General features: G+C 68.5%; 28 protein-coding genes and 1 tRNA gene. 18 read left to right on the top strand and 11 right to left on the bottom strand.

Translation table 11 applies throughout. The annotated features are described in order from the left end of the window. Positions 1-11 precede the first annotated feature (11 nt). Positions 12-1,247 (top strand): D-arabinono-1,4-lactone oxidase, encoded by a 1,236-nt coding sequence (locus tag AB0J62_RS19750; RefSeq protein ID WP_363872558.1) that lies wholly within the window; start codon positions 12-14, stop codon positions 1,245-1,247. Here AB0J62_RS19750 and AB0J62_RS19755 read toward each other — a convergent pair. Together AB0J62_RS19755 and AB0J62_RS19760 are read right to left on the bottom strand one after the other, a co-directional pair. After that, entirely contained in the window at positions 1,244-1,708 is a 465-nt protein-coding gene (locus AB0J62_RS19755) for a MarR family transcriptional regulator (protein ID WP_363872562.1), read from the bottom strand. The two genes, AB0J62_RS19750 and AB0J62_RS19755, sit on opposite strands and share 4 nt — an antisense overlap. Next, positions 1,705-2,994, bottom strand: coding sequence for a nicotinate phosphoribosyltransferase (locus AB0J62_RS19760; RefSeq protein ID WP_363873497.1), 1,290 nt, complete (start codon positions 2,992-2,994; stop codon positions 1,705-1,707). The genes AB0J62_RS19755 and AB0J62_RS19760 overlap by 4 nt, the downstream gene beginning before the upstream one ends. A gap of 106 nt (positions 2,995-3,100) precedes the next feature. Here AB0J62_RS19760 and clpS point away from each other — a divergent pair, with 106 nt between their 5' ends. From clpS to AB0J62_RS19795, 7 genes are all read left to right on the top strand, one after another. Next, positions 3,101-3,388: an ATP-dependent Clp protease adapter ClpS gene (clpS, locus tag AB0J62_RS19765; protein ID WP_130444963.1), complete on the top strand. Its 288-nt coding sequence runs from the start codon at positions 3,101-3,103 to the stop codon at positions 3,386-3,388. Continuing rightward, complete coding sequence (locus AB0J62_RS19770; protein ID WP_134104838.1) at positions 3,385-3,936, top strand: DUF2017 domain-containing protein; 552 nt, start codon at positions 3,385-3,387, stop codon at positions 3,934-3,936. The genes clpS and AB0J62_RS19770 overlap by 4 nt, the downstream gene beginning before the upstream one ends. Continuing rightward, positions 3,937-6,969 (top strand): isoleucine--tRNA ligase, encoded by a 3,033-nt coding sequence (ileS, locus tag AB0J62_RS19775; protein ID WP_363872567.1) that lies wholly within the window; start codon positions 3,937-3,939, stop codon positions 6,967-6,969. A gap of 10 nt (positions 6,970-6,979) precedes the next feature. Continuing rightward, entirely contained in the window at positions 6,980-7,957 is a 978-nt protein-coding gene (locus AB0J62_RS19780) for an aldo/keto reductase (protein WP_363872571.1), read from the top strand. 71 nt (positions 7,958-8,028) lie between these two features. Beyond that, positions 8,029-8,502 (top strand): M67 family metallopeptidase, encoded by a 474-nt coding sequence (locus tag AB0J62_RS19785; RefSeq protein ID WP_363872574.1) that lies wholly within the window; start codon positions 8,029-8,031, stop codon positions 8,500-8,502. A gap of 1 nt (position 8,503) precedes the next feature. Next, complete coding sequence (locus AB0J62_RS19790; protein ID WP_363872577.1) at positions 8,504-8,797, top strand: MoaD/ThiS family protein; 294 nt, start codon at positions 8,504-8,506, stop codon at positions 8,795-8,797. A 2-nt stretch (positions 8,798-8,799) separates the two neighbouring features. Continuing rightward, positions 8,800-9,747 (top strand): cysteine synthase family protein, encoded by a 948-nt coding sequence (locus AB0J62_RS19795; protein WP_134104826.1) that lies wholly within the window; start codon positions 8,800-8,802, stop codon positions 9,745-9,747. 31 nt (positions 9,748-9,778) lie between these two features. On the opposite strand, the gene AB0J62_RS19800 is transcribed toward AB0J62_RS19795, so the two are convergent. Continuing rightward, on the bottom strand, positions 9,779-10,072 hold the full coding sequence (locus AB0J62_RS19800) for a hypothetical protein (protein WP_363872581.1): 294 nt from the start codon (positions 10,070-10,072) through the stop codon (positions 9,779-9,781). A gap of 231 nt (positions 10,073-10,303) precedes the next feature. Here AB0J62_RS19800 and murI point away from each other — a divergent pair, with 231 nt between their 5' ends. Together murI and AB0J62_RS19810 are read left to right on the top strand one after the other, a co-directional pair. Further along, complete coding sequence (gene murI, locus AB0J62_RS19805; RefSeq protein ID WP_363872584.1) at positions 10,304-11,107, top strand: glutamate racemase; 804 nt, start codon at positions 10,304-10,306, stop codon at positions 11,105-11,107. Between the two features lie 127 nt (positions 11,108-11,234). Next, positions 11,235-11,981 carry an MBL fold metallo-hydrolase gene (locus AB0J62_RS19810; RefSeq protein WP_363872587.1) on the top strand — a complete coding sequence of 249 codons (747 nt, stop codon included), beginning with the start codon at positions 11,235-11,237 and terminating at the stop codon, positions 11,979-11,981. 9 nt (positions 11,982-11,990) lie between these two features. On the opposite strand, the gene AB0J62_RS19815 is transcribed toward AB0J62_RS19810, so the two are convergent. Next, the gene (locus AB0J62_RS19815) at positions 11,991-12,827 is read right to left on the bottom strand and encodes an alpha/beta hydrolase (protein ID WP_363872590.1); all 837 of its coding nucleotides are present in this window, start codon (positions 12,825-12,827) and stop codon (positions 11,991-11,993) included. Positions 12,828-12,902: 75 nt separating this feature from the next. On the opposite strand from AB0J62_RS19815, the gene AB0J62_RS19820 reads away from it, so the two are divergent. The 3 genes from AB0J62_RS19820 (at position 12,903) to AB0J62_RS19830 (ending at position 15,755) form a co-directional block, all read left to right on the top strand. After that, positions 12,903-13,604 (top strand): TetR/AcrR family transcriptional regulator, encoded by a 702-nt coding sequence (locus AB0J62_RS19820; protein ID WP_363872593.1) that lies wholly within the window; start codon positions 12,903-12,905, stop codon positions 13,602-13,604. Positions 13,605-13,665: 61 nt separating this feature from the next. After that, positions 13,666-15,174, top strand: coding sequence for a DHA2 family efflux MFS transporter permease subunit (locus tag AB0J62_RS19825; protein WP_363872597.1), 1,509 nt, complete (start codon positions 13,666-13,668; stop codon positions 15,172-15,174). Further along, on the top strand, positions 15,171-15,755 hold the full coding sequence (locus AB0J62_RS19830) for a TetR family transcriptional regulator (RefSeq protein WP_363872600.1): 585 nt from the start codon (positions 15,171-15,173) through the stop codon (positions 15,753-15,755). The genes AB0J62_RS19825 and AB0J62_RS19830 overlap by 4 nt, the downstream gene beginning before the upstream one ends. Here AB0J62_RS19830 and AB0J62_RS19835 read toward each other — a convergent pair whose 3' ends face one another. Next, positions 15,756-16,556, bottom strand: a complete 801-nt coding sequence (locus tag AB0J62_RS19835) for an SAM hydroxide adenosyltransferase (protein ID WP_363872603.1) — start codon at positions 16,554-16,556, stop codon at positions 15,756-15,758. Between the two features lie 164 nt (positions 16,557-16,720). Continuing rightward, the gene (locus tag AB0J62_RS19840; RefSeq protein WP_363872606.1) at positions 16,721-17,893 is read right to left on the bottom strand and encodes a Gfo/Idh/MocA family oxidoreductase; all 1,173 of its coding nucleotides are present in this window, start codon (positions 17,891-17,893) and stop codon (positions 16,721-16,723) included. Positions 17,894-18,039: 146 nt separating this feature from the next. Here AB0J62_RS19840 and AB0J62_RS19845 point away from each other — a divergent pair, with 146 nt between their 5' ends. The 4 genes from AB0J62_RS19845 to AB0J62_RS19860 all read left to right on the top strand — a co-directional run bounded on the left by AB0J62_RS19845 (position 18,040) and on the right by AB0J62_RS19860 (position 21,193). Further along, complete coding sequence (locus tag AB0J62_RS19845; RefSeq protein ID WP_363872609.1) at positions 18,040-18,942, top strand: SGNH/GDSL hydrolase family protein; 903 nt, start codon at positions 18,040-18,042, stop codon at positions 18,940-18,942. Between the two features lie 174 nt (positions 18,943-19,116). After that, positions 19,117-19,833, top strand: coding sequence for a ribonuclease PH (gene rph, locus AB0J62_RS19850; RefSeq protein ID WP_363872612.1), 717 nt, complete (start codon positions 19,117-19,119; stop codon positions 19,831-19,833). Then, on the top strand, positions 19,830-20,435 hold the full coding sequence (gene rdgB, locus AB0J62_RS19855) for an RdgB/HAM1 family non-canonical purine NTP pyrophosphatase (protein ID WP_363872616.1): 606 nt from the start codon (positions 19,830-19,832) through the stop codon (positions 20,433-20,435). Before rph ends, rdgB begins: the two co-directional genes overlap by 4 nt. A 167-nt stretch (positions 20,436-20,602) precedes the next feature. After that, a complete protein-coding gene (locus AB0J62_RS19860; protein ID WP_363872619.1) occupies positions 20,603-21,193 on the top strand; it encodes a hypothetical protein in 591 nt (196 codons plus the stop codon). Here AB0J62_RS19860 and AB0J62_RS19865 read toward each other — a convergent pair. Together AB0J62_RS19865 and AB0J62_RS19870 are read right to left on the bottom strand one after the other, a co-directional pair. Next, entirely contained in the window at positions 21,183-21,779 is a 597-nt protein-coding gene (locus AB0J62_RS19865; protein ID WP_363872622.1) for a transcriptional regulator, read from the bottom strand. The genes AB0J62_RS19860 and AB0J62_RS19865 overlap by 11 nt on opposite strands. Beyond that, positions 21,776-22,147, bottom strand: coding sequence for a hypothetical protein (locus AB0J62_RS19870; RefSeq protein ID WP_363872625.1), 372 nt, complete (start codon positions 22,145-22,147; stop codon positions 21,776-21,778). The genes AB0J62_RS19865 and AB0J62_RS19870 overlap by 4 nt, the downstream gene beginning before the upstream one ends. A gap of 72 nt (positions 22,148-22,219) precedes the next feature. On the opposite strand from AB0J62_RS19870, the gene AB0J62_RS19875 reads away from it, so the two are divergent. Continuing rightward, entirely contained in the window at positions 22,220-23,353 is a 1,134-nt protein-coding gene (locus AB0J62_RS19875) for a PEP/pyruvate-binding domain-containing protein (protein WP_363872628.1), read from the top strand. A 9-nt stretch (positions 23,354-23,362) separates the two neighbouring features. Here AB0J62_RS19875 and AB0J62_RS19880 read toward each other — a convergent pair whose 3' ends face one another. From AB0J62_RS19880 to AB0J62_RS19890, 3 genes are all read right to left on the bottom strand, one after another. After that, a complete protein-coding gene (locus AB0J62_RS19880; RefSeq protein ID WP_363872631.1) occupies positions 23,363-23,692 on the bottom strand; it encodes a nucleoside triphosphate pyrophosphohydrolase family protein in 330 nt (109 codons plus the stop codon). 1 nt (position 23,693) lies between these two features. Then, positions 23,694-23,774, bottom strand: a tRNA-Leu gene (locus tag AB0J62_RS19885). A 53-nt stretch (positions 23,775-23,827) separates the two neighbouring features. Further along, the gene (locus tag AB0J62_RS19890; protein WP_363872634.1) at positions 23,828-25,459 is read right to left on the bottom strand and encodes a substrate-binding domain-containing protein; all 1,632 of its coding nucleotides are present in this window, start codon (positions 25,457-25,459) and stop codon (positions 23,828-23,830) included. Positions 25,460-25,705 lie beyond the last annotated feature (246 nt).

Consider the following 25,705-nt stretch of genomic DNA (forward strand, 5'->3'; position numbering starts at 1 on the left):
AGGCTGACGCCATGAGCAGCGTGACCAACTGGGCCGGCAACGTCAGATTCGCCAGTGAACTGCAGCGGCCTCGGTCCGTCGAGGAACTGCAGGAGCTGGTCGCGGCGGCGGAGAAGGTGCGCGTGCTCGGCACCGGGCACTCGTTCAACCGCATCGCCGACAGCACCGGCACGCTGGTGAGCGTGCAGGATCTGCCCGCGACCGTCGAGGTCGGCGAGCGCGGCGTGACCGTCTCGGCCGGCCTGCGGTACGGCGAGATCACAGCTGCCCTGCAGGCCCAGGGGCTCGCGCTGCACAACCTCGGATCGCTGCCGCACATCTCGGTGGCGGGCGCCTGCTCGACCGGCACGCACGGGTCCGGGGACGGGAACGGGCCCCTGGCCGATGCGGTCAGCGCGATCACGTTCGTGGACGCTCGTGGCGAGCTTGTCACGCTGACCCGCGATGACGAGGATTTCGCCGGCTCGATCGTCTCGCTCGGCGCTCTCGGCGTGACGGTGAGCATGACGCTCGACGTACAACCGTCGTACCAGATCAGCCAGGTGGTGTACGACGGGTTGCCGGTGGAGCGACTCGGGTCGGACTTCGCCGAGGTGATGGGGAGCGCGTACAGCGTCAGCGCGTTCACCGACTGGGTCGACCCGGATGTGATGGTCTGGCGGAAGTCGCGTGATCTCAGCGAGCCCGCGCCCGAGTGGCTGGGCGCCCGGCTCGCGGACGGGCCGCGGCACCCGATCAAGGTGATGCCGGCCGACTACGCGACCCAGCAGGGCGGCGTACCGGGTCCGTGGAACGAGCGGCTCCCGCACTTCCGGCTCGAGTTCACCCCGAGCAACGGCGACGAGCTGCAGTCGGAGTACTTCGTACCGCGCGAGCGGGCGGCCGAGGCGTTCGAGGTACTGCGGGCCCTGGGCAACCAGTTTGCGCCGGTGATCCAGGTGTCCGAGGTACGGACGATCGCGGCCGACGAACTGTGGCTGAGCCCGAGCCAGGGCCGTGACACCGTCGCGCTGCATTTCACCTGGATCCAGGACGAGGCCGCCGTCCGCCCGGTCGTTGCGGCGATCGAGGAGGGACTCGCCTCCCTCGACGTACGACCGCACTGGGGCAAGGTCTTCGCTGCCGATGCCGCGACCCTGGCCGAGCGCTACCCGAAGGTGAAGGATTTCATCGAGCTGGCGGCGAAGTACGACCCGGCCGGGAAGTTCCGGAACGAGTACCTCGACACGTTCCTGCCGCGGGGCTAGAGCTGGGTGGCGTCCTCGAGGGTCGAGCCGATGGTCCAGAGGAGGTTGCGGAGGATACGGCGGTCCTCGGCGGTGAGGTGCGCCAGCGCCCGGCGACCTGCACGGTCGTAGACCTCCTGGACGGTGTAGGCGAGCTCGACGCCACGCTCGGTCAGCTCGATGCCGACCTGGCGGGCGTCGCTCGCGCTCTTCACCCGGCGTACAAGGCCGGCGGCCTCCATCCGCTGGGTGGTCTTGGTCGCGGTCGGAACCTCGACGTCGAGCACCTTCGCCAGCCGCGCGACCGGGAGCGAGCCGTGGTGCAGCAGCTTCGCCAGCACCAGCTCCTGCCCGGTGTGCAGGCCGGTCCCGGCCAGCTCCTCGGCCACCGCCTTCCGCGCGTTCCGATCCGCGAACCGCAACGCGATCAGTACGTCGGCCCCGTCAGCGGGAGCATCCGGTGACCACTGGTCCGCGCTCATGTATGGCTCCGGGGAAGGAAGGGGTTGCGGGCGTCGTAGTCGCCTTCGTACTCGGTCGGGATGGCCGGCTCGCCGCGGCTCAGCTGGCTGGCCGAGCGGGGGAGCTCGTCGCGGACCTTCTGATGGAACGCCTGCGACTCCGCCGGCGTGGTCCGGCCGATGATCTTCCCGGCCTCGACCAGCGGCTTCAGCAGCACGCGGTCGTCGCCGTCGTCGACCGGCTGCTCGCCGACCCCGATCAGCTCGATCTCCGCGACCCCGGCCGCCGACCGGCGCCGCAGCGCCCATTTCCGGCCGCCGATCGAGATCTTGTCCGGGCTCTTCTTCGCCACGGGGACCAGCGTGCCGCTCTCGTCCTCACGGGCGACCAGCTTGTACACGAAGCCACAGGTCGGGTACCCCGAGCCGGTGACCAGCGACGTACCCACGCCGTACCCGTCGACGGCCGCCGGGGCCAGCGCGGCGATCTGGAACTCGTCCAGGTCGCTGGTCACGATGATCCGGGTCTTGGTCGCGCCGAGCGAGTCGAGCAGCTCACGGACCTGACCGGCCAGCGAGGGCAGGTCGCCCGAGTCCAGCCGGACCGCGCCCAGGTCGGGCCCGGTCAGCTCGATCGCGGTCCGGACCGCCTCCGCGACGTCGTACGTGTCGACCAGCAGTGTGGTTCCCTTGCCGAGCGCTTCGACCTGCGACCGGAACGCGTCCCGCTCGCGGTCGTGCAGCAGCGTGAACGAGTGCGCCGCCGTACCGGTGCTGGGGATGCCGTACCTGCGGGCTGCCTCGAGGTTCGAGGTCGCGGTGAAGCCGGCGATGTACGCCGCCAGGGCCGACGCGACCGCGGCCTCTTCGTGGGTACGCCGCGAGCCCATCTCGATACAGGGCCGACCGCCGGCCCACCAGGTCATCCGCGACGCCGCCGAGGCGACCGCCGAATCGTGGTTCAGGATCGACAGGAAAACGGTTTCCAGGAGCACTGCCTCGGCGAACGAGGACTCGACCACCAGGACCGGGGAGCCCGGGAAGAAGATCTCGCCGTCGGCGTAGCCGGAGATGTCGCCGGTGAACCGGTAGTCCGCCAGCCAGTCCCGGGTAGCCTGGTCAACGACGCCGCGATCGGCCAGGAAGGCGATCGTCTGCTCGTCGAAACGGAACCGCTCGAGCGCGTCGAGCAGCCGGTTCACGCCGGCCACCACGCCGTACCGGCGGCCGTCCGGCAGGCGGCGGGCGAACAGCTCGAAGACCGAGCGGCGTTGCGCCGTGCCGTCGGCCAGGCTGGCCTGCAGCATCGTCAGCTCGTAGTGGTCCGTGAGGAGCGCCGTCGAGTAGGGCGCGGTGTCTGTCACAAGGGCAGCCTATTGCGAGACTCGGACCGATGATGGGGAGAATGGACAGGTGAGCACCGCACCGAGCGAGTTGGACAGCCCCGAGGTCACGGAGGCGATCCAGCTGAGCCCGCCCTGGATGACGATCGTCTGGAACGATCCGGTGAACTTGATGGACTACGTCACGTTCGTGTTCCAGACGTACTTCGGCTACTCCAAGCAGAAGGCGGAGAAGCTGATGCTGCAGGTGCACCAGGAAGGCAAGTCCGCGGTCTCGAACGGCAACCGGGAAGCGATGGAACGCGACGTGGAAGCCATGCACTCCTACGGCCTGTGGGCCACCTGCGAGAAGTCGTGACCCGGTTCCGCAAGCGCCGCAAGACCGTCGTCGTCAGCTTTGCCGAACACGAGGCGGACATCCTGGCGAACCTGCTCCGCAACCTCGTCGAGCTCCTGTACGACGGCCTGCCGCCGCGCTCCGCCGAATCGTCGGACCCGCTCGCGGCGCTGCTGGAGTCGGACGGGCCGACCTCGCCGCCGGAGGACGTCGTACTGCAGCGCCTGCTGCCGGACGCCTACAAGACCGATGATCTGGCCTCGGCCGAGTTCCGCCGCTTCACCGAGCGCGGCCTGCGCGAGGGCAAGGTCACCGACGCGAAACGGGTCCTGTCGGCCCTCGAGGAGTCCGGCGCCGACGAGATCGCGCTGGAGCCCGACGAGCAGCTCTCGTGGCTCCGCGCGTTGAACGACCTGAGGCTGGCGATCGGCACTCGCCTCGACATCAAGGACGAGGAGGACTACTCCACCTGGGAGAAACTCCCCGACGACGACCCCCGCCGCCTCACCTACGACCTCTACGACTGGCTCGGATACCTCCAATCGGCGTTGCTGCATAACATGCGCTAGGTGAGCTATCCGAGGGTTGGGGCGCCGGACTTTCCTGGGATTGAGCGTGGGGTGCTCGAGTACTGGGAGGGGGACGGGACTTTTCGGGCGTCGCTGAAAGGTGAGGATGAGTTCGTCTTTTACGACGGGCCGCCGTTTGCCAACGGGTTGCCGCACTACGGGCACCTGCTGACCGGGTACGTGAAGGACGTCGTGCCGCGGTACCAGACGATGCGCGGGCACCGGGTCGAGCGGCGGTTCGGGTGGGACACGCACGGGCTGCCGGCCGAGCTGGAGGCCCAGCGGGTGCTCGGGCTGAAGACGAAGGCGGAGATCCTGCAGTTGGGCATCGCGAAGTTCAACGATGCCTGTCGCGCGTCAGTGCTGAAGTACACGGACGAGTGGCGTTCGTATGTGACTCGCCAGGCGCGATGGGTCGACTTCGAGCACGACTACAAGACGCTCAACCCCGACTACATGGAGTCGGTGATCTGGGCGTTCAAGACCCTCTACGACAAAGGCCTGGTGTACGAAGGGCTGCGCGTCCTCCCGTACTGCTGGAACGACGAGACGCCGCTGTCCAACCACGAACTGCGGATGGACGACGACGTCTACCAACCGCGCCAGGACCCGTCGGTCACGGTCGCCGTCGAGCTCGAGACGGGTGAGCGGCTGCTGGCCTGGACGACGACGCCTTGGACGCTGCCCAGCAATCTGGCGATGGCTGTGGGGCCGGACGTCGACTACGCGGTTGTTCTGGTTGACGGCCGGGAGACGATTCTCGCTGAGGCTCGGTTGGCTGCCTATGGGTACGCCGACGTCGTCCGGCGCCTGAAGGGCACGGACCTGATCGGCCTTCACTACACCCCGCTGTTCGACTTCCTCGCCGGGACCGACAACGCCTTCCAGGTGATCGCGGCCGACCACGTGACGACCGACGACGGCACGGGCGTCGTACACATGGCACCGGCGTACGGCGAGGAGGACCAGCTGGCCTGCGACGCCGTCGGGATCCCCACGGTGCTGACCGTCGACGACGCGGCGCATTTCACCGCGGTCGTTCCGCCGTACCAAGGTCTGCATGTCTTCGAGGCGAACCGGCCGATCATCCGCGACCTGCGCGCCACCGGGGCCCTGGTGCGCGAGGACAGCATCGTGCACAGCTACCCGCACTGCTGGCGGTGCCGGAATCCGCTGATCTACAAGGCGGTCTCGAGCTGGTTCGTCGAGGTGACCCGGATCCGCGACCGGATGGTCGAGCTGAACGAGCAGATCACCTGGGTGCCGGAGCACGTCAAGCACGGGCAGTTCGGCAAGTGGCTGTCGAACGCGCGTGACTGGTCGATCAGCCGGAACCGGTTCTGGGGCTCGCCGATCCCGGTCTGGCGCTCGGACGATCCGGCGTACCCGCGGATCGACGTCTACGGCTCGATCGAGGAGCTGGAGCGGGACTTCGGGGTGGAGGTCCGCGATCTGCATCGCCCGTACGTCGACGAGCTGACCCGGCCGAACCCGGACGACCCGACCGGCCGGTCGACGATGCGGCGGGTGCCGGATGTGCTGGACGTGTGGTTCGACTCGGGGTCGATGAGTTTCGCGCAGGTGCACTACCCGTTCGAGAACACCGACTGGTTCGAGGAGCATTTCCCGGGCGACTTCATCGTCGAGTACATCGGGCAGACGCGCGGCTGGTTCTACACGATGCACGTGCTGGCGACGGCGTTGTTCGACCGGCCGGCGTTCCGGTCCTGCCTGAGTCACGGGATCGTGCTCGGCAACGACGGGCAGAAGATGAGCAAGTCGCTGCGGAACTACCCGGACGTCACCGAGGTCTTCGACCGCGACGGCGCCGACGCGATGCGGTGGTTCCTGATGTCGAGCCCGATCCTGCGCGGCGGCAACCTCGTCGTCACCGAGCAGGCCATCCGCGACGGCGTCCGCCAAACCCTGATCCCGCTGTGGAACGCCTGGTCCTTCTTCACGCTCTACGCCAACGCCGCCGGCGTGTCCGGCAGGTGGTCGACGACGTCGCCGCACGTCCTGGACCGCTACCTCCTCGCGGGCCTCCGCACGCTCGTCGTCGACGTCCAGACCCATCTCGACCGCTACGACATCGCGTCGGCCTGTGACGCAGTCCAGAGCTACACCGAGGTTCTGACCAACTGGTACATCCGCCGCTCCCGGGACCGCTTCTGGTCCGGCTCGCAGGACGCGATCAACACGCTCTACACCGCCCTCGAGGTCCTGTGCCGTACGGCGGCGCCGCTTCTCCCGCTGGTGACCGAGGACATCTGGCGCGGGCTGACCGGGGAACGGTCGGTGCATCTGACCGACTGGCCGTCGTACGCCGAACTCCCGGCCGATCCGGAGCTGGTTGAGCGGATGGAGCGCGCCCGTGAGGTGTGTTCGGTGGCGTCGTCGATCCGGAAGGCGAGCGGGATCCGGGCTCGGCAGCCGCTGCTCAAGCTCACCGTGGCGACGTCCGCTGACCTGCGGGCCCTGGTGCCGTTGATCGCCGCCGAGGTCAACGTCCGGGACGTCGTACTGACCTCGGTTGATGCGGTCGATGCGCCGGTCTCGCAGCAGTTGACGGTGAATGCGCGCGCAGCCGGCCCGCGGCTCGGTCGCGACGTACAGCAGGTGATCAAGGCATCGAAGAGCGGCGACTGGTCGGTTTCCGCCGACGGCGTAGTAGTTGCTGGCGGCATCGAATTGCGGGACGGCGAGTACACGCTGGAGACCACGCTCGCCGACGGGCACGAGGCGAGCGCGTTGCTGCCGGGCGGCGGGTTCGTCGTACTCGACACGACGGTCACACCCGATCTGGAAGCGGAGGGTGTCGCGCGGGACGTCGTGCGCGCGATCCAGCAGGCGCGGCGGGACGCCGGGTTCGAGGTGACGGATCGGGTCCGGCTGACGGTGACCGCTGACCCGTCGACGGCCGCTGCCGTGGAGACGCACCGTGATCTCATCATGAGCGAGACGTTGGCTACCGCGCTGGAGGTTATAGAGGACATGGAGGGCGGCGAATTGGCGGTCAGCGTGAGTGCTTAGGGTTGCGCTCATGGAGACGCGGAGGCTTGGACGGACCGGTCGGGACGTGGGCGTGGTCGGGCTCGGTGCGTGGCAGTTGGGCGCGGACTGGGGCGCGGTGGACGAGAGCGACGCGCTCGGCGTACTGCAGGCGGCGATCGAGGGCGGCGTCACGTTCATCGACACCGCCGATGTGTACGGCGATGGGCGCAGCGAGCGCCTCGTCGGCCAGGTGCTGAAGTCACACGACGGGCTGACCGTTGCGACGAAGATGGGCCGCCGGGTCGAGCAGGTGCCGGAGAACTACACCCTGGACAACTTCCGGGCGTGGAACGACCGCTCCCGCCAGAACCTCGGCGTGGACACGATCGACCTGGTCCAGCTCCACTGCCCGCCGACGCCCGTGTACTCGAACGACGAGGTGTTCGACGCGCTCGACTCGATGGTCGAGGAGGGCCGCATCGCGGCGTACGGCGTGAGCGTCGAGACCTGCGCCGAGGCCCTGACCGCGATCGCGCGGCCGAACGTCGCGTCGGTGCAGATCATCCTGAACGCGTTCCGCCTGAAGCCGCTCGACGAGGTGCTCCCCGCAGCGCAGGCGGCCGGCGTCGGCATCATCGCCCGCGTTCCGCTGGCGAGCGGTCTGCTCTCCGGCAAGTACGACGAGCACACCACGTTCTCGGCCGACGACCACCGCACGTACAACCGCCACGGCGAGGCCTTCGACGTCGGCGAGACCTTCTCCGGGGTCGACTTCGCGACCGGCCTGGAAGCCGTCCGACGCCTGATGCCATGGCTCCCGGCCGGTGCCACGATGGCCCAGTTCGCCCTCCGCTGGATCCTCGACCAGCCCGGCGTCTCGGTCGTCATCCCCGGCGCCCGCAACCCCGAACAGGTGGCCGGCAACATCTCCGCTGCCACCCTCGCCCCTCTCACCGAGGACCAACTGACCGCCGTCCGCGCCACCTACGACGAGCTGATCCGCCCCCAGATCCACGACCGCTGGTAACACGCTGTCCGCATCGTGGACCGACTTCGCGGTTGGCAGGGTCGGTCACGCGGTCGCCGTACCGTGGAGTCGTGCTGGTCATCGAGAAACAGACGTACGACGCGATCGTCGCGCATGCCCGGAAGGATCATCCGGACGAGGCGTGCGGTGTGGTTGCGGGGGCGGAGGGATCGGATCGGGCCACCCGGTTCATCCCGATGCTGAACGCGGCGATGTCGCCGACGTTCTACGAGTTCGACTCCGGGGACCTGCTCCGGCTGTACAAGGAGATGGGCGAGCGGGACGAGGAGCCGGTGGTGATCTACCACTCGCACACCGCTACCGAGGCGTACCCGTCGCGGACCGACATCAACCTCGCCCAGGAGCCGGGCGCCCACTACGTGCTGGTGTCGACGCGCGACGGTGCGGACTCCCCGGCGTACGACGGACCGGTCGAGTTCCGCTCGTACCGGATCGTCGACGGCGAGGTCACGGAAGAAGAAGTACGCGTGGTTGGTTCCTATACAGCAGTGTCTATTGCGAATGGCCCTGAAGGAGAAGACTGAGATGGCGATCGAGCTGCGCGTGCCGACGATCCTGCGCACCTACACCGGCGGCGCGAAGGCGGTCGACGGCGACGGCGCGACCCTGGCCGAGTTCATCGACAACGTGAACGGCAACCACCCGGGCCTCAAGGAGCGCATCGTGGAGGGCGAGCCGGAGGAACTGCGCCGGTTCGTGAACGTCTACGTGAACGACGAGGACGTCCGGTTCACCGGTGGCCTGAAGACCGAGGTCAAGGACGGCGACGTGGTCGTCGTGCTGCCGGCGGTGGCCGGCGGCTCCACGAGCACGGTCTGACGATGCGCTTCGACAGCCTGCTCGACTCGGTCGGCGGCACCCCGCTGGTCGGCCTCCCGAAGCTCTCGCCGTCGGGTGACGTCCGCCTGTGGGCCAAGCTCGAGGACCACAACCCGACCGGCTCGATCAAGGACCGGGCCGCGCTGCGGATGCTGCTGGACGCGGAGAAGGACGGCCGCCTCCGCCCGGGCAACACGATCCTCGAGCCGACGTCGGGCAACACCGGGATCTCGCTGGCGATGGCCGCCAAACTACGCGGCTACCGGATGGTCTGCGTGATGCCGGAGAACACCTCCGAGGAGCGCCGCCAGATCCTGCGGATGTGGGGCGTCGAGATCATCTCGTCGCCGGCCGCGGGCGGATCCAACGAGGCTGTCCGGGTCGCGAAGCAGGTCGCGGAGGACCACCCGGACTGGGTGATGCTGTACCAGTACGGCAACCCGTCGAACGCCCTCGCCCACTACGACGGCACCGCGCGCGAGATCCTCGCGGACCTGCCGTCGGTGACGCACTTCGTCGCCGGCCTCGGCACGACCGGCACGCTGATGGGCGCCGGCCGGTTTTTCCGCGAGCACAAGCCCGAGGTGAAGATCGTCGCCGCCGAGCCGCGGTACGGCGAACTCGTCTACGGCCTGCGCAACCTCGACGAGGGTTTCGTCCCCGAGCTGTACGACGAGACGCTGATCGACGCCCGCTTCTCGGTCGGCCCGCGCGACGCCGTCCGCCGGGTGCGCGAGCTGCTCGACAACGAAGGCATCTTCGCGGGTATCTCGACCGGCGCGATCCTGCACGCCGCGCTCGGCCAGGCGGCCAAGTGCGTGCGTGACGGCGAGACCGCGGACATCGCGTTCGTGGTCGCGGACGGCGGCTGGAAGTACCTGTCGACCGGCGCCTACGAGGGCACGATCGACGAGGCCGAAGACCGCCTCGAAGGCCAGCTCTGGGCCTGAGTGTTGCCTCAGGCAATTACGTCATGTCTGCCTACTGTTGTTTGAAGAAGAGCCTGCGGCCCAGTCGGGGCTGGATACCGCGGCCCTTGCAGCTGTTGCACGGGCGTTGGGCGTAGCTGAAGACGCTGCCGTGGTGCCGGCCGGCACCCTTGCAGCGGCCGCATTTCGCGTTCGGGTGCAGGGACAGTGAGACGACGTACAGCGCGAACGCCGCCATCAGGAGCAGCAGCAGCATGCCGGTCGGCCCGATGGCCGTCAGCACGTCTGCGGCAGTGCTCGTGTTCGAATCCGAGGCCTGGTTGGCCGCCTGTCCTGCGGCGGTCACGTGGTCAGGCTGTGGAGTTGGTGCGGTGCCCAGTACCACCGCGAAGTGGTGCGCCAGGTTCATGGCGTCACGAGGGGCGGTCGAACAAACATCGCTCCAGAGTGGCGCGCATCACGCGAAAAGGCAATTCCATAACGTAAAGATGTGGATAACCTCGGCGTGTCTTCTGGTGAGGTTAGGTAAGGCTCCCTTCGGGTCTGCCCGTCCGCGGACCTGTATAAGCTTTCACCCGTGGCAGACGCACCGGTGGGGATCTTCGATTCAGGCTTCGGGGGACTCACCGTCGCCCGCGCGGTTCTCGATCAGTTGCCGCACGAACCGATCCTGTATCTCGGCGACACGGCCCGCCAGCCGTACGGTCCGAAGCCGATCGCCGAGGTGCGTGAGTACGCGCTCGAGTGCCTCGATCACCTGGTCGAGGCAGGTGTGAAGATGCTCGTCATCGCGTGCAACTCCGCCAGCGCCGCGATGCTGCGTGACGCCCGCGAGCGGTACGACGTACCGGTCGTCGAGGTGATCCTGCCCGCGGCCCGGCGAGCCGTTGCCGCGACGCGCAATCAGCGTGTCGGCGTGATCTGCACCAGGGCAACAGCTCAATCGCTTGCCTATGAAGACGGTTTCGCCGCGGCGCCGCAGATCGAACTGTTCACGCAGGCGTGCCCGAAGTTCGTGCCGTTCGTCGAGGCCGGCGTGACGTCCGGGCCCGAACTGATCGAGGCCGCGCACGAGTACCTCGACCCGATGGTCGAGGCCGGCGTCGACACGCTGATCCTCGGCTGCACGCACTACCCGCTGCTCACCGGCGTGATCTCGTACGTGATGGGCGACAACGTCACCCTGGTCAGCAGCGCGGACGAATGCGCCAAGGACGTCTACAGCGTGCTGACGAAAACGGGCCTGCTCCGCCCGGACGACCTGCCGGCTCCGCAGCACCGCTTCGTCACGACCGGCAGCCCGGACGAGTTCGCGGCGATCGGCTCGCGGTTCCTCGGGCCGGTGCTGTCCAGCGTCGACCAGTTCGCCTGGGTTCGCTGAAGTGTGACCTGGGTCGCACCCGGATGTTGTCGGCGGCATCGGTCAATCGCGGAACGCCTGTGTGGCAGGCGGATCGACGCGTCGGCGCTGCCTGCAAACGTCGGAACTCGCCGGTAGTGTTCCAGGTATGAAGCTCACCGTGATCGGTTGCTCCGGGTCCGTGCCCGGGCCGGACTCGGCCGCCTCGAGCTATCTGGTCACTGCCGACGGGTTCAACCTGATCCTGGATCTCGGCAGCGGTGCGCTCGGTTCGCTCCAGCGGCACCTCGCCGTGCCGGAGATCGGGGCGATCGGCCTGTCCCACCTGCATCCCGACCACTGCATGGATCTGTGTGGGCTGTACGTCGCGGCGAAGTACGCGCCGGGCGCGCCGATCCCGCGGATCCCCGTCTTCGGCCCACCCGGGACGGCGCAGCGGATGGCGCTCGCCTACGACCTGCCGCTCGATCCCGGGATGGAGGAGCAACTGGACTTCCATGCCTGGCAGGAAGTTCAGACCGTCGGGCCGTTCACGATCAGGACCGCGCCGATGGTGCATCCGGTGCCGGCGTACGCGATCCGCGTTGAGCATGGCAACAAGTCGCTCGTCTACACCGGCGACACCGGGCCGAACGAGGCGTTGGTCGACCTCGCCCGCGGCGCCGACGTGCTGCTGTCCGAAGCGGCGCTGCCGGACAACGACCCGCACAACCCGATCGACCTGCACCTGACGCCGGCGGATGCGGGCGAGCATGCGAAGAAGGCCGCCGTGAAACGGCTTGTGATCACCCACGTCCCACCGTGGTACGACCGCGTCACCCAGGCCGAGAACGCCCGCCGTACGTTCTCCGGCCCCGTCGAGATCGCCACCCCCCACGCCGTTTTCGACATCTGACGCGTCGTGTCAGGCGAAGAAGGTGCGTAGGGACTGAGCGACCTCCGCCGGGCCGCCGTCGTCCGTGGGGCCGGAGTGGTCGAGCTTCGGGATCGTGACCCGTTTCGAGTGGGGCAGTACGCCGGTCAGTGCCTCCAACGCGCGCCCGAAGTACGTCGGGCTGCGCGATCCCCCGAGCAGGAGAACGTCGGCGGCGATCGTCGCGTAGTCGTCGGTCGTGTCCGCGAGTTGCGCGACGAGCTGCATATCGGCGGACATCGTCGGGACAAGGTCCGGGATCGGTACGTCGTCGCCCTTGGCCTTGCGCTGGAACCGGAAGACGAGGTTCATCGGCGGGACGAGGACGAACCGCGGGAGCGTGCGGAACACCCGATCCGCTTCGAGACCTTTGAGCACGCTCACCAGCGCCGCCGCGATCCTGCCGTCGGCGAGCTCGCGGCGATACCGCGGCACCCAGTCGACCGGGACCGAACCGTCGATGGACAGCGGCGGCTCGTAGAGCGCGAGCTTCTCGATGGCCGGCGTCACGCGCGCCGTACGAAGGCCGATCAGCGCACCCGAACTCAGGCCGAAGACCCGCGACGCTCCGGTCTCCTTCAGCAGCGCCTGCAGGTCCTCGACCTCGCGCTCGATCGCGTAGTCGACGCCATGTGGACCGCTCAGACCGCGTCCTCGGCGGTCCGGCACGGTGACGGTGAAGTCGTCCGCCAGCGCTTCGGCGAGCTTCACGAAGTCTTGCGCGGCGAGCATCGACCCGTGCAGCAGGATCACCCCCGGCCCGCTTCCGAATTGCCGGAAGCCGATCGTCGTGCCGTCGGCCGACACCACAGCCCCCTTGCGATACATCCGTCCTCCCCAAAACACGGGCACACCGTACGCAGTAACCGTACTGCGAACAGCGTGCGCAGTAAACTCCTGCCCATGGACCGACCACCGATCTGGCTCCGCCCGGAGCGCGCCGCCCGCGGGCCGCGGCCGGCGCACAGTCGCGAGGAGATCGCCGCGGCCGCCGTCCGGGTCGCGGACGCCGAAGGGCTCGCGGCGGTGTCGATGCGGCGCGTCGCGACCGAGCTCGGCACCGGCACGACCTCGCTCTACCGGTACGTCGACGGTAAGGACGAGCTCTTCGACCTGATGGTCGACCGGGCGATGGCTGATGGCCGGCCGCCGGTTCCGACCGGCGACTGGCGTGTCGACCTGGCGGCGGTCGCCCACGCTCAGCGAGCCATCATGCTGCGTCATCCCTGGCTCGTCCGACTCCCCGCGACCAGGCCCGTCCTCGGCCCGAACATGCTGGCCTGGCTCGAGACGACGTACGCCGCCGTCGACGTACCGGGGCTGGATGCCGACGAGGTGCTGGCGCAGGCGGCGACCTTGCTGACCTTCGTTCGCGGTCACGCGATGGAGGAGCTGACCGAGCGTGAGGCGGGGTCGACGATGGCGGGCTGGCTGACCAAGCAGTCGCAGCAGTACGCCGAACAGGTCATCGGGAGCGGCGACTACCCGCACTTGAGCCGGATGATGATCGAGGCCGAGACGCCGCATGCGGCCGACCGGTTCGACCGGCTGTTCGCGCGGAGTCTCGAGCATGTGCTGACCGGTCTGGCGGCTGGGCGGGGCTAGACATCGGATAATTCTGAGATCTACTCTCAAATTAGAGTTGATCTCAGAAAGGTGTCTTGTCATGACCGCAACGACCCTCGACCCGCGCCGGTGGTGGGCGCTGGGTGCGATGTCCATCAGCCTGATCGTGATCGGGCTGGACCTGACCGTGCTGAACGTCGCGCTGCCGACGCTGGCCACCGATCTGAAGGCGTCGACCAGTCAGCTCCAGTGGTTCGCGAACGCCTACACGCTGGTGCTCGCCTCGCTGCTGCTCCCGGCCGGCCTGCTCGGCGACCGGTTCGGGCCGAAGCGGCTGATGCTCGGCGCGCTCGTCGTCTTCGGGCTGGCGTCGGCGGCCTGCGCGTTCGCGACCACGCCGGGCCAGCTGATCGCGGCTCGCGCGGCACTCGGCGTCGGATCGGCGTTCCTGATCCCGCTGTCGATGTCGTTGCTCAACCTGCTGTTCGCCCCGGAGGAGCGGCAGCGGGCGATGACGATCTGGCTGATGGCGAACTCGATCGGAATCCCGCTCGGTCCGCTGCTCGGCGGCTGGTTGCTGGATCACTACCGCTGGGGCTCGATCTTCCTGATCAACCTGCCACTAGTTGCCATCGGACTAGTTGCAGTGGCCCTGCTGATCCCGGCGATGGCCGGTCACCGATCGCGGCGGATCGATGTGCCGGGGATTCTTCTCACCGCGGCCGGGCTGGTCGCGCTGACCTACGGCTTCATCGCGGCTGGAGAACACGGGTGGGGTTCGGCGTGGGCACTCGGCGGGATCGCGGGCGGAGTGGTGTTCCTGACCGCGTTCTGGGCGTGGGCCCGGCGTACGGCGGATCCGTTGATCGACCTGAAGTTGTTCAGGTCGCCGGGGTTCACTTGGGGGACTGTGCTCGCGACGCTGGCCTCGTTCGCCTTGGTGGGGTTGCTGTTCGTGTTGCCGCAGTTGTTCCAGGCTGTACAGGGCGCGGACGCGTTCCAGGCCGGGCTGAGGTTGCTGCCGATCATCGGTGGGATGCTGATCGGCGCGAAGGTGGCCGAGCGGCTGCTCGAGCGGGTCGGAGCGCGGGTGACCGTGGTGATCGGGTTCTCGTTGATGCTGGCCGGGTTGGTGATCGGGGCGTTCACGAACGTCGGCGATGGCTACGGATTCACCGCGGTCTGGGTGAGCCTGGTTGGGGTCAGCATCGGATTCACCTTGCCGCCGATGAACGGGTTGGCGCTGGCGGCCTTGCCGATCGAGCGGAGCGGGTCCGGGTCCGCGCTGATCCAGGCGTCCCGGCAGGTCGGCGGAACGCTCGGGGTGGCGATCCTCGGGACGGTGCTCAACGCGGCGTACCGGAGTCATCTCGACGTCAGCGGACTGCCGCCCGCGGCCGCGGACGTGGCCCGCGACAGCGCATCGGCCGCGATCGCGATCGGCTCGCCCGGCTTGACGCGCTCGGCGCAAGCGGCGTTCGTCAACGGCATGGACGTGACGCTGTGGGCCTGCAGTGGGCTCGCGGTGGCCTCGATCGGGCTCGCGCTCGCCTTTCTGCCACGCCGTACCGCGGTTGCCGACCAGGAAGTTGTCACAATCGGAGCATGAGCGGGCTGCGGGAACGGAAGAAGGCCAAGACCAGGGCGGCGATCCAGGAGCATGCCCTGCGGCTGTTCCGGGACCAGGGGTACGCCGAGACGACCGTGCAGGAGATCGCCGCCGCGGCCGAGATCTCGCCGGCGACGTTCTTCCGGTACTTCCCGACCAAGGAGGACACGATCGTCCTCGACCGGCTCGACCCGATGATGATCGAGCTGTTCCGCAATCAGCCGGCCGAACTGAGTCCGACCGAGGCACTCCGTGCCTCGATCCGGCAGAGCCTCGACACCCTGACCGAGGACGAGTGGGCGCTCGAGGCCGAACGGCAGCGGCTGGTGATGAATGCTTCCGAACTGCGTGTGCGGATGCTCGACCAGCTCTACGAAGGCATCGACCTGCTGGCCTCCCTCGCAGCAGAACGCACCGGCCGGGCCCCCGACGACATCGCCGTCCGGGCCTGGGCCGGGGCGGTCGTCGGTGTCGTGCTGGCGACGTACCAGCAGTTGGAGGTCGACGGTCCGCTCCCGAAGTACCTCGAGACGCTGGATCGCGCCTTCGACCAGCTCGGCGGGCTCCGGCTCGAACCGTAGTCAGGCCACCTGCTCGGCGACCTGCACGGACAACGGATCGCCTGGCCGCAGACCGAAGGCGGCGGCCGCGGAGCCACCGCGGATCACCAGCTCGGTGAAACCGGCGCCGGAGCTGCCCTGGATGAGGCCGGGCGTGTTCCGCGGTACGGCGGTCAGGTGTGGGTAGCAGGTCACGTCCTTGCCCTGGGCAACAGTCACGACCTCGCCGGGGGTGAGTCCGAGATCGCGGTCGAGCTTGCAGTTGCCGAAGTTGTCGACCACGGCAACGACCGGGTCCTCGTCGCGGGTTTCCGGGATGGCGGTCTCGACGGCGGGTACGGCGCGACCGTCGGCGACCCATTTCGCCAGCAACGGCAGGTACCAAAGGCTGCGGAACTGCGTGCCGGCGATCTTCTCGATCTCGCCCGGTGCGAATCCGGCCGCGGTCACGGCCTCGCGGATATCCGTGACGTAGACATGGCTGATGCCGAGCCCACGGCGTACCAAAGAGAGTGCTCGGGCGTTGAAGGTGCTCGCTATCAGGTGCTTGCCGTGCCAGAAGAAGCAGAACGGTACGCCGTTCGGCCAGACGCCGTCGCGCGGCGCGATGTTGAGCAGCGTGATCGTCGGTTGGCCGTCCTCGCCCAGGGACGCGGTGGCGAGGAGGCAGTCGAGCAGGGTCAGTGCGGCGAACGACTCCGGATCGGGCCCGTCGGCGGCGACGATGGTCGGCGACTGGCCGAACAGGGCGCCGATCCGGGTGCTGAGTCTGGCGCGGGCGTTGCCGTCATGACAGTCGGTGATGTAGGTGATCGGGTACATAGCTCAGGCTCCTGGTGGTTGCAGTTTCGTGGGAAACGAAAGAGGCCCCCGACATCGGGGGCCTCTCGCTGCAAGCACACGTGCCTACGCCGCTGAGATCCTCCCGCATCGAGGGCTCAGCATTCGCATAGCGGCGTACCAGGTCACGTCGTGGATATTAGCACTCAGCGCGTCTGGCCATTGTCGAAATAGCTGACCAGGGCCGGGTCGAGCGGCGGGATGTCCTGCGGTACGCCGTTCGCCCGGAGCGACTGGGTTGCGGCGTAACCGGCGGCGACCGCGGCGCGGGCGGCGATCGGGGAGGTGAGCGTCGCGCCGCCATCGCGGACGAAGTTCACGAACTCGGCGACCAGATGCGGGTCAGCGCCGCCGTGGTGGTCGGTCTCGCCGGCGATCTCGACGACCTGGTCGGCGTCCTCGCGGTACCCCGACCGACGGCTGTTCCAGACCTTCACCACACCGCCCGCCGTGTCGCCGAAGTTCTCCAGCCGGCCGTGCGTGCCGATGACGGTGTAGTTGCGCCAGTAGTCCGGCGTGTAGTGGCACTGCTCGTAGTTCATCAGCACGCCGTTGTCGAGCAGCAGGTTCACCTGCGAGATGTCCTCGACGTCCATCACCGGAGCCAGGCCCTTCTGCTCCAGCGGCGGCCAGTTGTCGTTGGACACGAAATCCTTGAACCGCTGGCCCGAGCGATCCTGCCGGTCGGTGATGCCGCCGTACAGCGTCAGCGCGCCCATCGCGTTCACCCGGGTCGTGTAGCCGCCGGCGAGCCAGTGCATCACGTCGATGTCGTGGGCACCCTTCTGCAGCAGCAGTCCGGTGGTCCGGCTGCGGTCGGCGTGCCAGTCCTTGAAGTAGAAGTCGCCTCCGTGGCCCACGAAGTGCCGGCACCAGATCGCCTTCACGTTGCCGATCGCGCCGTCCTGGATCAGCTTGCGCATCGTCAGCACGACGGACATGTGGCGCATGTTGTGGCCGACGTACAGCCGCGCGCCGGAGTCGTACGCCGCCTGCAGCACGCGGTCGCAGCCTTCGGTGGTGATCGCCAGCGGCTTCTCCACGAAGACGTTGACACCGGCCCGGAGGAAGTCGATCGCCGGCCCCTCGTGCAGGTCGTCCGGCGTCGTCAGGAAGACCCCGTCGAGCTTCTGCTCCAGCAGTTCGTTGTGGTCGGCGTACGCCGATGCCTGCGGGTACAACTCCAGGGCTGCGTCCCGCTGGGGCGCGGACGGGTCGGCGACGGCCACGACCTCCGACCCCTCGCCGGGGCGGTGCGCGTACTGCGCGATCCGACTCCGGGCCCCGAGTCCCACCACGCCAAACCGAAGATCACTCATACCAGCCAACTCCTGCACATAGTTGTTTCCAGAAGCCTAACTCCGAGCAGTTCTGATCCTCAATCACCTGCCTTTGCCATGACGTTGCCCCACTCGTCATCCGCCGAACATCACAGTCTCGCTCCGTGCGCCCACCATGGCGGAATGTGAGCCTCCACTACGTGGCACTGGGGGACTCGACCACCGTAGGGGTCGGGGACCCGATGAACGGCAGCAGTACAACCGACCTGTCCGGTGCCGGTGCGCGCCCGGGCGAGGGGTGGCGGGGCTGGGCCTCGCTGCTCGCCGACTCCCTGGCCAGCTCCCACCGTGTGACGTTCTCCAACTTCGCGACCAGCGGCGCCACCGTGCCGATCGTCGCGACCGAGCAACTGCCTGAGGCGATGTCCCTGGCCGACGGCCGGATCGACATCGCCTCCTTGATCGTCGGGGTGAACGACACCCTGCGATCCACGTTCGACGCCGGCCGGATCCGTGACCACCTGCACCAGATCGCGGACGAGCTGACCGCCCGCGGCGCGCTGTTGCTGACGGTCAGGTTCCACGACCACGGCAAGGTGTTCGGTCTGCCGAAATGGCTGCGGCGGCCGCTGTGGCACCGGATCGAGCAGGTCAACGTCGTGTTCGACAACCTGCACGCGCGGTACGGCGGGATCCGGCTGGACATGGCCGACTACCCCGAGGTGTACCGCCGGGACTTCTGGAGCATCGACCGGCTGCATCCGGGGGAGCGCGGGCACCGCAAGCTCGCCCGCGCGTTCGCCGACGAGCTGGCGATCCGCGGGCTGCCGATCGACGTACGCCCGGAGCTGGACTGTGTGTACCGGCCGCCGAGTCGCTGGGCGGACACGATGTGGCTGGTGCGCGAGGGCGTGCCGTGGGTCGGGCGCAGGGCCAACGACCTGCTGCCGTGGGCGGCGAGGATGGCGGTCACGCAGGTCCGGCCACCGAGCCGCCCGTCGCTCGTCCTCCCGCCGTCGCTCGATCTCCCACCGGCGGCCGTCGTGCTCCCGCCTTCCAATGCGGAGGTCCAGCGTCTGGAGGCATAGGGCATGAGTGCCGATTCCCTGCGTGCTGCGCGGCACTCGGCGGGCACCTCGCTGCACTTGAGCAGAGGGCACGATGCTCCGCATCGAACCCTCTGCTCAAGCACACCGAGGCACTCCGCCGAGCACCTGCTCGCGACTGCAGGGAATCGGCACTCATGCCCTAGGGTCTGATTCATGGCCCGTATCGATGGACGTAACGCTGACCAGCTCCGCCCGGTGACGATCACCAGGAACTGGCTCGACCACGCCGAGGGCTCGGTGCTGGTCGAGTTCGGGCGGACCCGGGTGCTGTGCGCGGCGAGTGTGACCGAGGGCGTGCCGCGCTGGCGGAAGGGGTCGGGGCTCGGCTGGGTCAGCGCGGAGTACGCGATGCTGCCGCGGGCCACCAACACCCGCTCGGACCGCGAGTCGGTGAAGGGCAGGATCGGCGGCCGCACGCACGAGATCTCCCGGCTGATCGGGCGCTCGCTGCGGGCCGTGATCGACTACAAGGCGCTCGGGGAGAACACGATCCTGCTGGACTGCGACGTACTGCAGGCCGACGGCGGGACGCGGACCGCGGCGATCACCGGCGCGTACGTCGCGCTCGCGGACGCGGTGTCGTTCCTGCGCGAGAAGAAGCTGCTGAAGAGCGAGCCGCTGACCGGGACGGTGTCGGCGGTGTCCGTAGGGATCATCGACGGTGCCCCGATGCTGGACCTCTGCTACGAGGAGGACGTCCGCGCCGAGACCGACATGAACCTGGTGATCACCGGCGAAGGCAAGTTCATCGAGGTGCAGGGCACGGCCGAGGGCGCGCCGTTCGACCGCGCCGAGCTGGACAGCCTGCTCTCACTGGGCGTCGCGGGCTGCGCCGACCTGGCCAAGCTGCAGCAGGAGGCGCTGGCATGAGTCGGGTCCTGCTGGCGTCGAACAACAAGAAGAAGCTGGAGGAGCTGCGGCGGATCCTGACGCCGATCGTGCCCGGCATCGAGGTGCTCGGGCTCGGCGACGTGCCACCGTACGACGAACCGGCCGAGACCGAGCCGACGTTCGAGGGGAACGCACTGCTCAAGGCGCACGCGGCGCTCAAGGCGACCGGGCTGCCGTCGATCGCGGACGACAGCGGCATCTGCGTCGACGCGCTGAACGGGATGCCCGGCGTGCTGTCGGCGCGCTGGTCCGGGCCGGCGAAGGACAATCACGCCAACAACGTGCTGCTGCTCGGTCAGCTGGAGGACGTTCCGGACGAGCGGCGCGGGGCGTCGTTCGTGGCGGCGGTCGCGTTCGTCCGGCCGGATGCCGAGGACGAGGTCGTGATCGGCGAGATGCGCGGGTCGGTGATCCGCTCGATGCGTGGCACCGGCGGGTTCGGGTACGACGTACTGTTCCAGGCCGAGGGGTACGACCGGACCACGGCGGAACTGTCCGTCGAGGAGAAGGACGCGATCAGCCACCGCGGCAAGGCGCTCCGCGCGCTGGCGCCACTGGTCGCGAAGGCGTTGGGGAGTTAGGCCCTGTCTGGTAAACCAGCGCCTACTGCGGGGCACTCGGCACGGCACCTCGCCGCACGGGACCGAAGGCCACGATGCTCCGCATCGAGACCTTCGCCCCCGCACGCCGAGCTACCGCACCGAGCACCTCCTCGCTACGGCGCTGGTTTACCAGAAAGGACCTAGCCATGTTGTTCGCAGGATCGGATCGCGACGGGGTCGCGGACGGGAAGATCACCGTCGCCTATCGGCGCTGGGCCGAGCCGCGGGTGGTCGAGGGACGGATCTACCGCACGAACGCGGGCCGGATCCAGATCGACAGCATCCGCACGGTCAACCCTGAGCTGATCGCGGACACCGATGCCGAGGTCGCTCTGGCCGACCGCCGCAACGCGAAGGATGTGCGGCGGCGGTTGCGTGGTGAGGAGTCGATGCCGACGTTCCTGATCCGGTTCCATCTGGTCGAGGGGCCGGATCCGCGCGAGGAGTTGGCCGCGCAGACGTCTTTGTCGCCTGAGGAACTCGCCGACCTCCGCGCTCGCCTCGCCCAGTTCGACGAGCTGAGCCACCACGGCGCCTGGACGACCGAGACGCTCCGCCTCATCCAGTCCCGGCCGGCTACCCGGGCTGCGGATCTCGCGGCCTCGGTCGGGCGCGAGACCGCTCCGTTCAAGCTCGACGTCCGGAAGCTGAAGAACCTCGGTCTGACTCGCAGCCTCGAGGTCGGCTACGAGCTGAGCCCGCGCGGCGCGGCGTACTTGGATGCAACTAGCGTTTGAGGTTGAGGGTGGCTATCAGATCCTCGTGGAGTTCGAACCAGACGCGGTGGCAGGAGTCGACGTCGGAGCGATCGATCCAGGCGGGCTCGCCTGCTGTGGCACGTTCTAGTGCGATGGAGAATCTGGTGTCGTAGCCCTGGAAACGGGGCAGGACGCTGGTGAGTGTGGCCGTCATCGGGGCTAGGGCTCTGTCGATCATTTTCAGCTCGTGGAGAACGCCGGCGTCCCACGCGGCGTCGGCGTGGTCGTTCGCGGCGAGCGCGTCGGTGAGTGTTGGGCGTAGTTGCCAGTCGGTGCAGGCCTGCTGCAGAAGGGCGTTGAGCGGCAGGAAGTCGGCGTACACCTGTTGGACAGTGTCCGGGTTGCCCAGCTCGGCCGCGAGTCGGCGCTCGTTTTCCGCGCGGCCGGCCTCGGTCAGGGACCAGCCGGAGGTGCCGGCGAACGTACTGCGGGTTGTCCAGCCCTGCGCCTCGGCGTCCTCGAGTGCGTCCTCGACCGCTTGCTGCGGGAGGTTGAAACGCTGGGCCACGGCTCGGGTGTCCGCGAATCCCAGCAGGCGTACGGCGTGCAGCGCCAGGTGCATCATGAGTCCATCCGCGCGGCGAGCCGGTTGAACCGCTGCTGACAGGCCTGCGGGGAACTGAATCCCATCGCGTCGGCCATCTCCGCCCAGGTCAGTCCGGAACTCCTCGCGAGGAAGAGCAGCCCCGACTCGACTTCCTCGACCTCGGCGCGTGCGGCCGGCAGGAGCGCGAGCGCGGCTAGCAGTTCGTCGCCGGTCAACTCAGCCGACCGCCAGGCCGCGAACTGCGTAAGATCCACCGCCGACAACGGAACCGGCGCAGGCCGCCAAGGCCGAGCCGGCAACTCCTTCGCCCCGGCCGCCAGCAGCCGCTCCCGAGCCTCACGCTGCCGCTCCGCCTGCACCTGATCCGACTCCTGCTTGCTTCGCATCCGCCCACAGTGGATCATCAACAAAACGTTGTCAACGTTCCGTTGTCAACATCCCGTTGATCGGAGGCAGGCGTGCTGGTGCCGCTCGCGGAGGCGACCGTGGACGCGTACGGCGGGAAGGCCGGCGGGTTGGGCGCTCTGATCCGCGCCGGCCTCCCGGTCCCGGATGGCGTGGTCGTGCCTGACGGCGCGGTTGCGGACGAGCTTGGGCAGTGGCTTCTCCGGATGGGGGACCCATTGGTCGCCGTACGGTCGTCGGCGGCCAACGAGGACACCGCTCGCACCTCGGCAGCGGGTCAGCACGACAGCTTCCTCGGCGTACGAGGGTTGGCTGCGGTCCTGGACGCCGTACGTGCCTGCCGCGCGTCGGTGTGGTCGCCTCGCGCGGTCGCTTACCGCGACGGGGCCGAGGCGCCGGCGATGGCCGTGATCGTTCAGCTGCAGGTGGACGCGGACGTCTCCGGCGTCATGTTCACCGGGGACGGCACGACAACAATCGAGGCCTCCTGGGGCCTGGGCCCGAGCATCGTCGAGGGCCGGGTGACTCCTGACAGATACGAGGTCGCCGACGGCAGAGTCACCCGCACGATCGCCGACAAACGAACCACCCTGACCCTGACCGGCACCCACGCGGTCCCCACCGCCCGCCGCCGCATCCCCACCCTCTCCGACGCAACCGCCGTACACCTGGCCACCCTCGCCCACCAGGCCGCAGCCGCCCTAGGCGCCCCTCAAGACCTCGAATGGTCAATCGCCGCCAACACCCCATGGCTCCTGCAATCCCGCCCCATCACCGCCCAGCCCCCACCCACCGCAACCTCCCCAACCAAGCCCACCACCGCCGCCCCAGCCACCCTCACCACCACCCCGACAGCCGTCACCGGCATCCCAGGCATCCTCACCGGCACGCCCGGCAGCCACGGTACGGCGAGCGGGCCCGCGCGGATCGTCCGCGGGCCAGCTGACTTCGCTCATGTGCGCCCGGGCGACATCCTCGTCTGCCCGTTCACCGATCCGGCCTGGACCCCGCTCCTGTCCGTCGCGGCGGGCGTGATCACCGAACAAGGCGGCATCCTCTCCCACGCCGCCATCGTCGCGAGAGAACACCAGATCCCGGCCGTCCTAGCCGTCCCGGACGCCACCACCCGAATCCCCGCCGGCGCCCGGATAGCCGTCAACGGCAGCACCGGCCAGATTCAGGTCTGAACCCGAAGCTCAGCGGTTGTCGCCGCTGCCGGTGAGCATGTTTCGGGACTGGCGGTCGGCGAGTTTGGTGAGGTTTAGGTGGGCTACTTGTTCTAGGGGTACGTCGAAGTGGTCGGCGAGGACTGCGATGTACCAGAGGGTGTCGCCGAGTTCCTTCGTGAGGTCTTCGAGGTCCCACTGGGTGAAGTCGCTGTCCTTGTCGCGGACGATCTTCTTCGCCTTCTCGGCGAGTTCGCCTGCTTCGCCGACCAGTCCGAGCAGCAGGTGGAAGACCTCGTTGGGCTTGTCCTTCGGGGCGGCGGTCCGGAGGGCGGCCTGCTGGTACTCGTTGAGGTGCATGTGCCAGAGGCGGGAGTTGAACCCGCACGCCCGGGGGCGCCGGCACCTAAAGCCGGTGTGTCTGCCGTTCCACCACTCTGGCTGAAGAGGCGCGGTCGCCTCCCCTAGACGAACATCCTAGGGGAGGCGGCTGCGTCAGCGGCTCTGCAGGGCGTCGATGAAGACGTTCTTGAGGTCGCCGGGCTGGCGGGCGACGTACGCCTGGCCGCCGGTGGCCTGGGCCAGGGCGCTGAGCTCGTCGGCGTTCACCTCGGGACCCATACCGAGCGCGATGATGCGGACCGGGCGGCCGGGGTCCTGCAGGCCGCGCAAGGTGTTGACCGCCTGGGCGAGGGTCGGGCTGCCCGGGTCGTCGTTCTTGCCGTCGGTGAACAGCAGGATCGAGTTGACCGCACGCTGGTCGTAACCCCGCCGTACGGCGCGGACCGCGGCGATCGCGGTGTCGTACAGCCCCGTGCCGCCGTTCGCGATCGGGTGCTGGATCTTCAGCTGGTCGACGATCTTCCCGCGCTGCCGCTTCGACAGCGGTGCGATCGGCACCAGCTCCTTGTAGTCGGCCCCGTCGATCCCGATCTTGGTCGAGAACGTCCACAGGCCGAGCGACGCGCTGTCCGGGAACAGGCTCAGGCCGCCCGCGGCCGCCTCGATGGTGAGCTGCATGCGGGTCTTCGTGCCGACCTTGTCGTTCATCGAACCGGAGACGTCGATCACTGCGAGCGAGTGCGTGAGCAGCGACAGCCGGGTCCAGTTCTGCAGCGTGGTGTCGATCGCCTCGCTGGTCGGCTTGGTCAGCTGGTTCACGTCGCCGACGCCGCGCCCGCCGCTGAGCGGGCTCAGCTGGGTGTCGCGGAACCCGGCCTGGTCACGCGCCTGCCCGGCCGAGTCGGTCAGCAGCTCTCCGGCCAGCGCCTGGGCGGCGTTGGACGCCGCGTCGGTGTCGGACTTGGCGGTCACCACGATCGGGTAGTCCAGGTACAGCGTGCCGGTGGCCGGCTGGATCACTCGCAGCTGATTGTCCGGGTGCTCTTCCTGGTACTTCACGAAGCTCTGCTCGGACGCCGGGACGATGACCGAGCTGCCATCCTGGTCGGCCCGGCCGAACAGCGCTTCGACGTCCGTGTACGGCTTGGCCATCGAACCGAGGCGCTGAGCCAGCGGAACGATCACCTGCGACATCTGCGTCTCGGACGCAGAGGTTTTCGCCCGCTCGGCCTGTACGGCGAGCAGCGCGAGCGCGCCGGGCGAGGTGCTCAGCGGGTCGAGCAGGGCCGGCTCGGTCTTGCTCATGATGCGCAGCCAGGAGGAGGTGTCGGCGAAGTTCGTCCTCCGGCCGACGAGCACCATCGGAGAGGTCGCGATGGACTGGACCGCGATGGTCGGGACGCTCTGGCCGTCGTCGGCCTGGGCGACCCACAGCGAGGAGTCCGGCACCCACAGGTCGGGCCGGTTGTCGCTGCCGTGCGCGACGTCGCGGGCGATCTGGGACGACGGGGCCGCGGTGATGGTGAACTGCAGGCACGGGTTGCCGTCCTTGCCGCCCTTGGCCGCCAGCGACTTGGCCGCGGCTTCGAGCGAGGACTGCATTTCGGGCGTCGTCGCCATCTGGATCTGGGTCGGGTCGTCACACGCCTTGTTGCCGCCGAGGAATCCGTCGGCGCCCGACTCCGAGCCGAAGGAGCGGACCACGAACACCGCTCCCAGTGAAAGCACCAATAAGCCGACCGCGGTGATGTACACCGAACGGCGGTTGTTGTTACTTCCCGTCACCGCAGAGGAATGTTTTCCCATCGCGGCAGGTCCCTCCCTCCCAGAGGCTGACTGCGCGCGCAGATTACCCGGTTTCGGCAGGTCAGGGCGAAGGCCGTGACGATTCTTGACACAGCTGTGGTTGAACGCGGGTGGCCCCCGGAGTACCGCTCTTTCACAGGAACGCTGTAAAACTCACCGACCGTGTCGGAGCCGTCGCGGTCCGGTGAGATCCTGATGTGATCCAAATCACATCAACGAGTTTGC

This window comes from Kribbella sp. NPDC049584 (genome assembly GCF_040675555.1).
Classification (GTDB): domain Bacteria; phylum Actinomycetota; class Actinomycetes; order Propionibacteriales; family Kribbellaceae; genus Kribbella.

What these genes read in the sequence shown, in the direction of transcription:
- rdgB (WP_363872616.1), top strand. Translation starts at nt 19,830, where the DNA reads ATGAGTCGGGTCCTGCTGGCGTCGAACAACAAGAAGAAGCTGGAGGAG.
- AB0J62_RS19750 (WP_363872558.1), top strand. Translation starts at nt 12, where the DNA reads ATGAGCAGCGTGACCAACTGGGCCGGCAACGTCAGATTCGCCAGTGAA.
- AB0J62_RS19790 (WP_363872577.1), top strand. Translation starts at nt 8,504, where the DNA reads ATGGCGATCGAGCTGCGCGTGCCGACGATCCTGCGCACCTACACCGGC.
- AB0J62_RS19860 (WP_363872619.1), top strand. Translation starts at nt 20,603, where the DNA reads ATGTTGTTCGCAGGATCGGATCGCGACGGGGTCGCGGACGGGAAGATC.
- AB0J62_RS19815 (WP_363872590.1), bottom strand. Translation starts at nt 12,827, where the DNA reads ATGTATCGCAAGGGGGCTGTGGTGTCGGCCGACGGCACGACGATCGGC.
- AB0J62_RS19760 (WP_363873497.1), bottom strand. Translation starts at nt 2,994, where the DNA reads ATGCTGCAGGCCAGCCTGGCCGACGGCACGGCGCAACGCCGCTCGGTC.
- AB0J62_RS19880 (WP_363872631.1), bottom strand. Translation starts at nt 23,692, where the DNA reads ATGCACCTCAACGAGTACCAGCAGGCCGCCCTCCGGACCGCCGCCCCG.
- rph (WP_363872612.1), top strand. Translation starts at nt 19,117, where the DNA reads ATGGCCCGTATCGATGGACGTAACGCTGACCAGCTCCGCCCGGTGACG.
- AB0J62_RS19820 (WP_363872593.1), top strand. Translation starts at nt 12,903, where the DNA reads ATGGACCGACCACCGATCTGGCTCCGCCCGGAGCGCGCCGCCCGCGGG.
- AB0J62_RS19840 (WP_363872606.1), bottom strand. Translation starts at nt 17,893, where the DNA reads ATGAGTGATCTTCGGTTTGGCGTGGTGGGACTCGGGGCCCGGAGTCGG.
- AB0J62_RS19825 (WP_363872597.1), top strand. Translation starts at nt 13,666, where the DNA reads ATGACCGCAACGACCCTCGACCCGCGCCGGTGGTGGGCGCTGGGTGCG.
- AB0J62_RS19780 (WP_363872571.1), top strand. Translation starts at nt 6,980, where the DNA reads ATGGAGACGCGGAGGCTTGGACGGACCGGTCGGGACGTGGGCGTGGTC.
- AB0J62_RS19810 (WP_363872587.1), top strand. Translation starts at nt 11,235, where the DNA reads ATGAAGCTCACCGTGATCGGTTGCTCCGGGTCCGTGCCCGGGCCGGAC.
- AB0J62_RS19865 (WP_363872622.1), bottom strand. Translation starts at nt 21,779, where the DNA reads ATGATGCACCTGGCGCTGCACGCCGTACGCCTGCTGGGATTCGCGGAC.
- AB0J62_RS19835 (WP_363872603.1), bottom strand. Translation starts at nt 16,556, where the DNA reads ATGTACCCGATCACCTACATCACCGACTGTCATGACGGCAACGCCCGC.
- AB0J62_RS19870 (WP_363872625.1), bottom strand. Translation starts at nt 22,147, where the DNA reads ATGCGAAGCAAGCAGGAGTCGGATCAGGTGCAGGCGGAGCGGCAGCGT.
- AB0J62_RS19830 (WP_363872600.1), top strand. Translation starts at nt 15,171, where the DNA reads ATGAGCGGGCTGCGGGAACGGAAGAAGGCCAAGACCAGGGCGGCGATC.
- AB0J62_RS19795 (WP_134104826.1), top strand. Translation starts at nt 8,800, where the DNA reads ATGCGCTTCGACAGCCTGCTCGACTCGGTCGGCGGCACCCCGCTGGTC.
- AB0J62_RS19755 (WP_363872562.1), bottom strand. Translation starts at nt 1,708, where the DNA reads ATGAGCGCGGACCAGTGGTCACCGGATGCTCCCGCTGACGGGGCCGAC.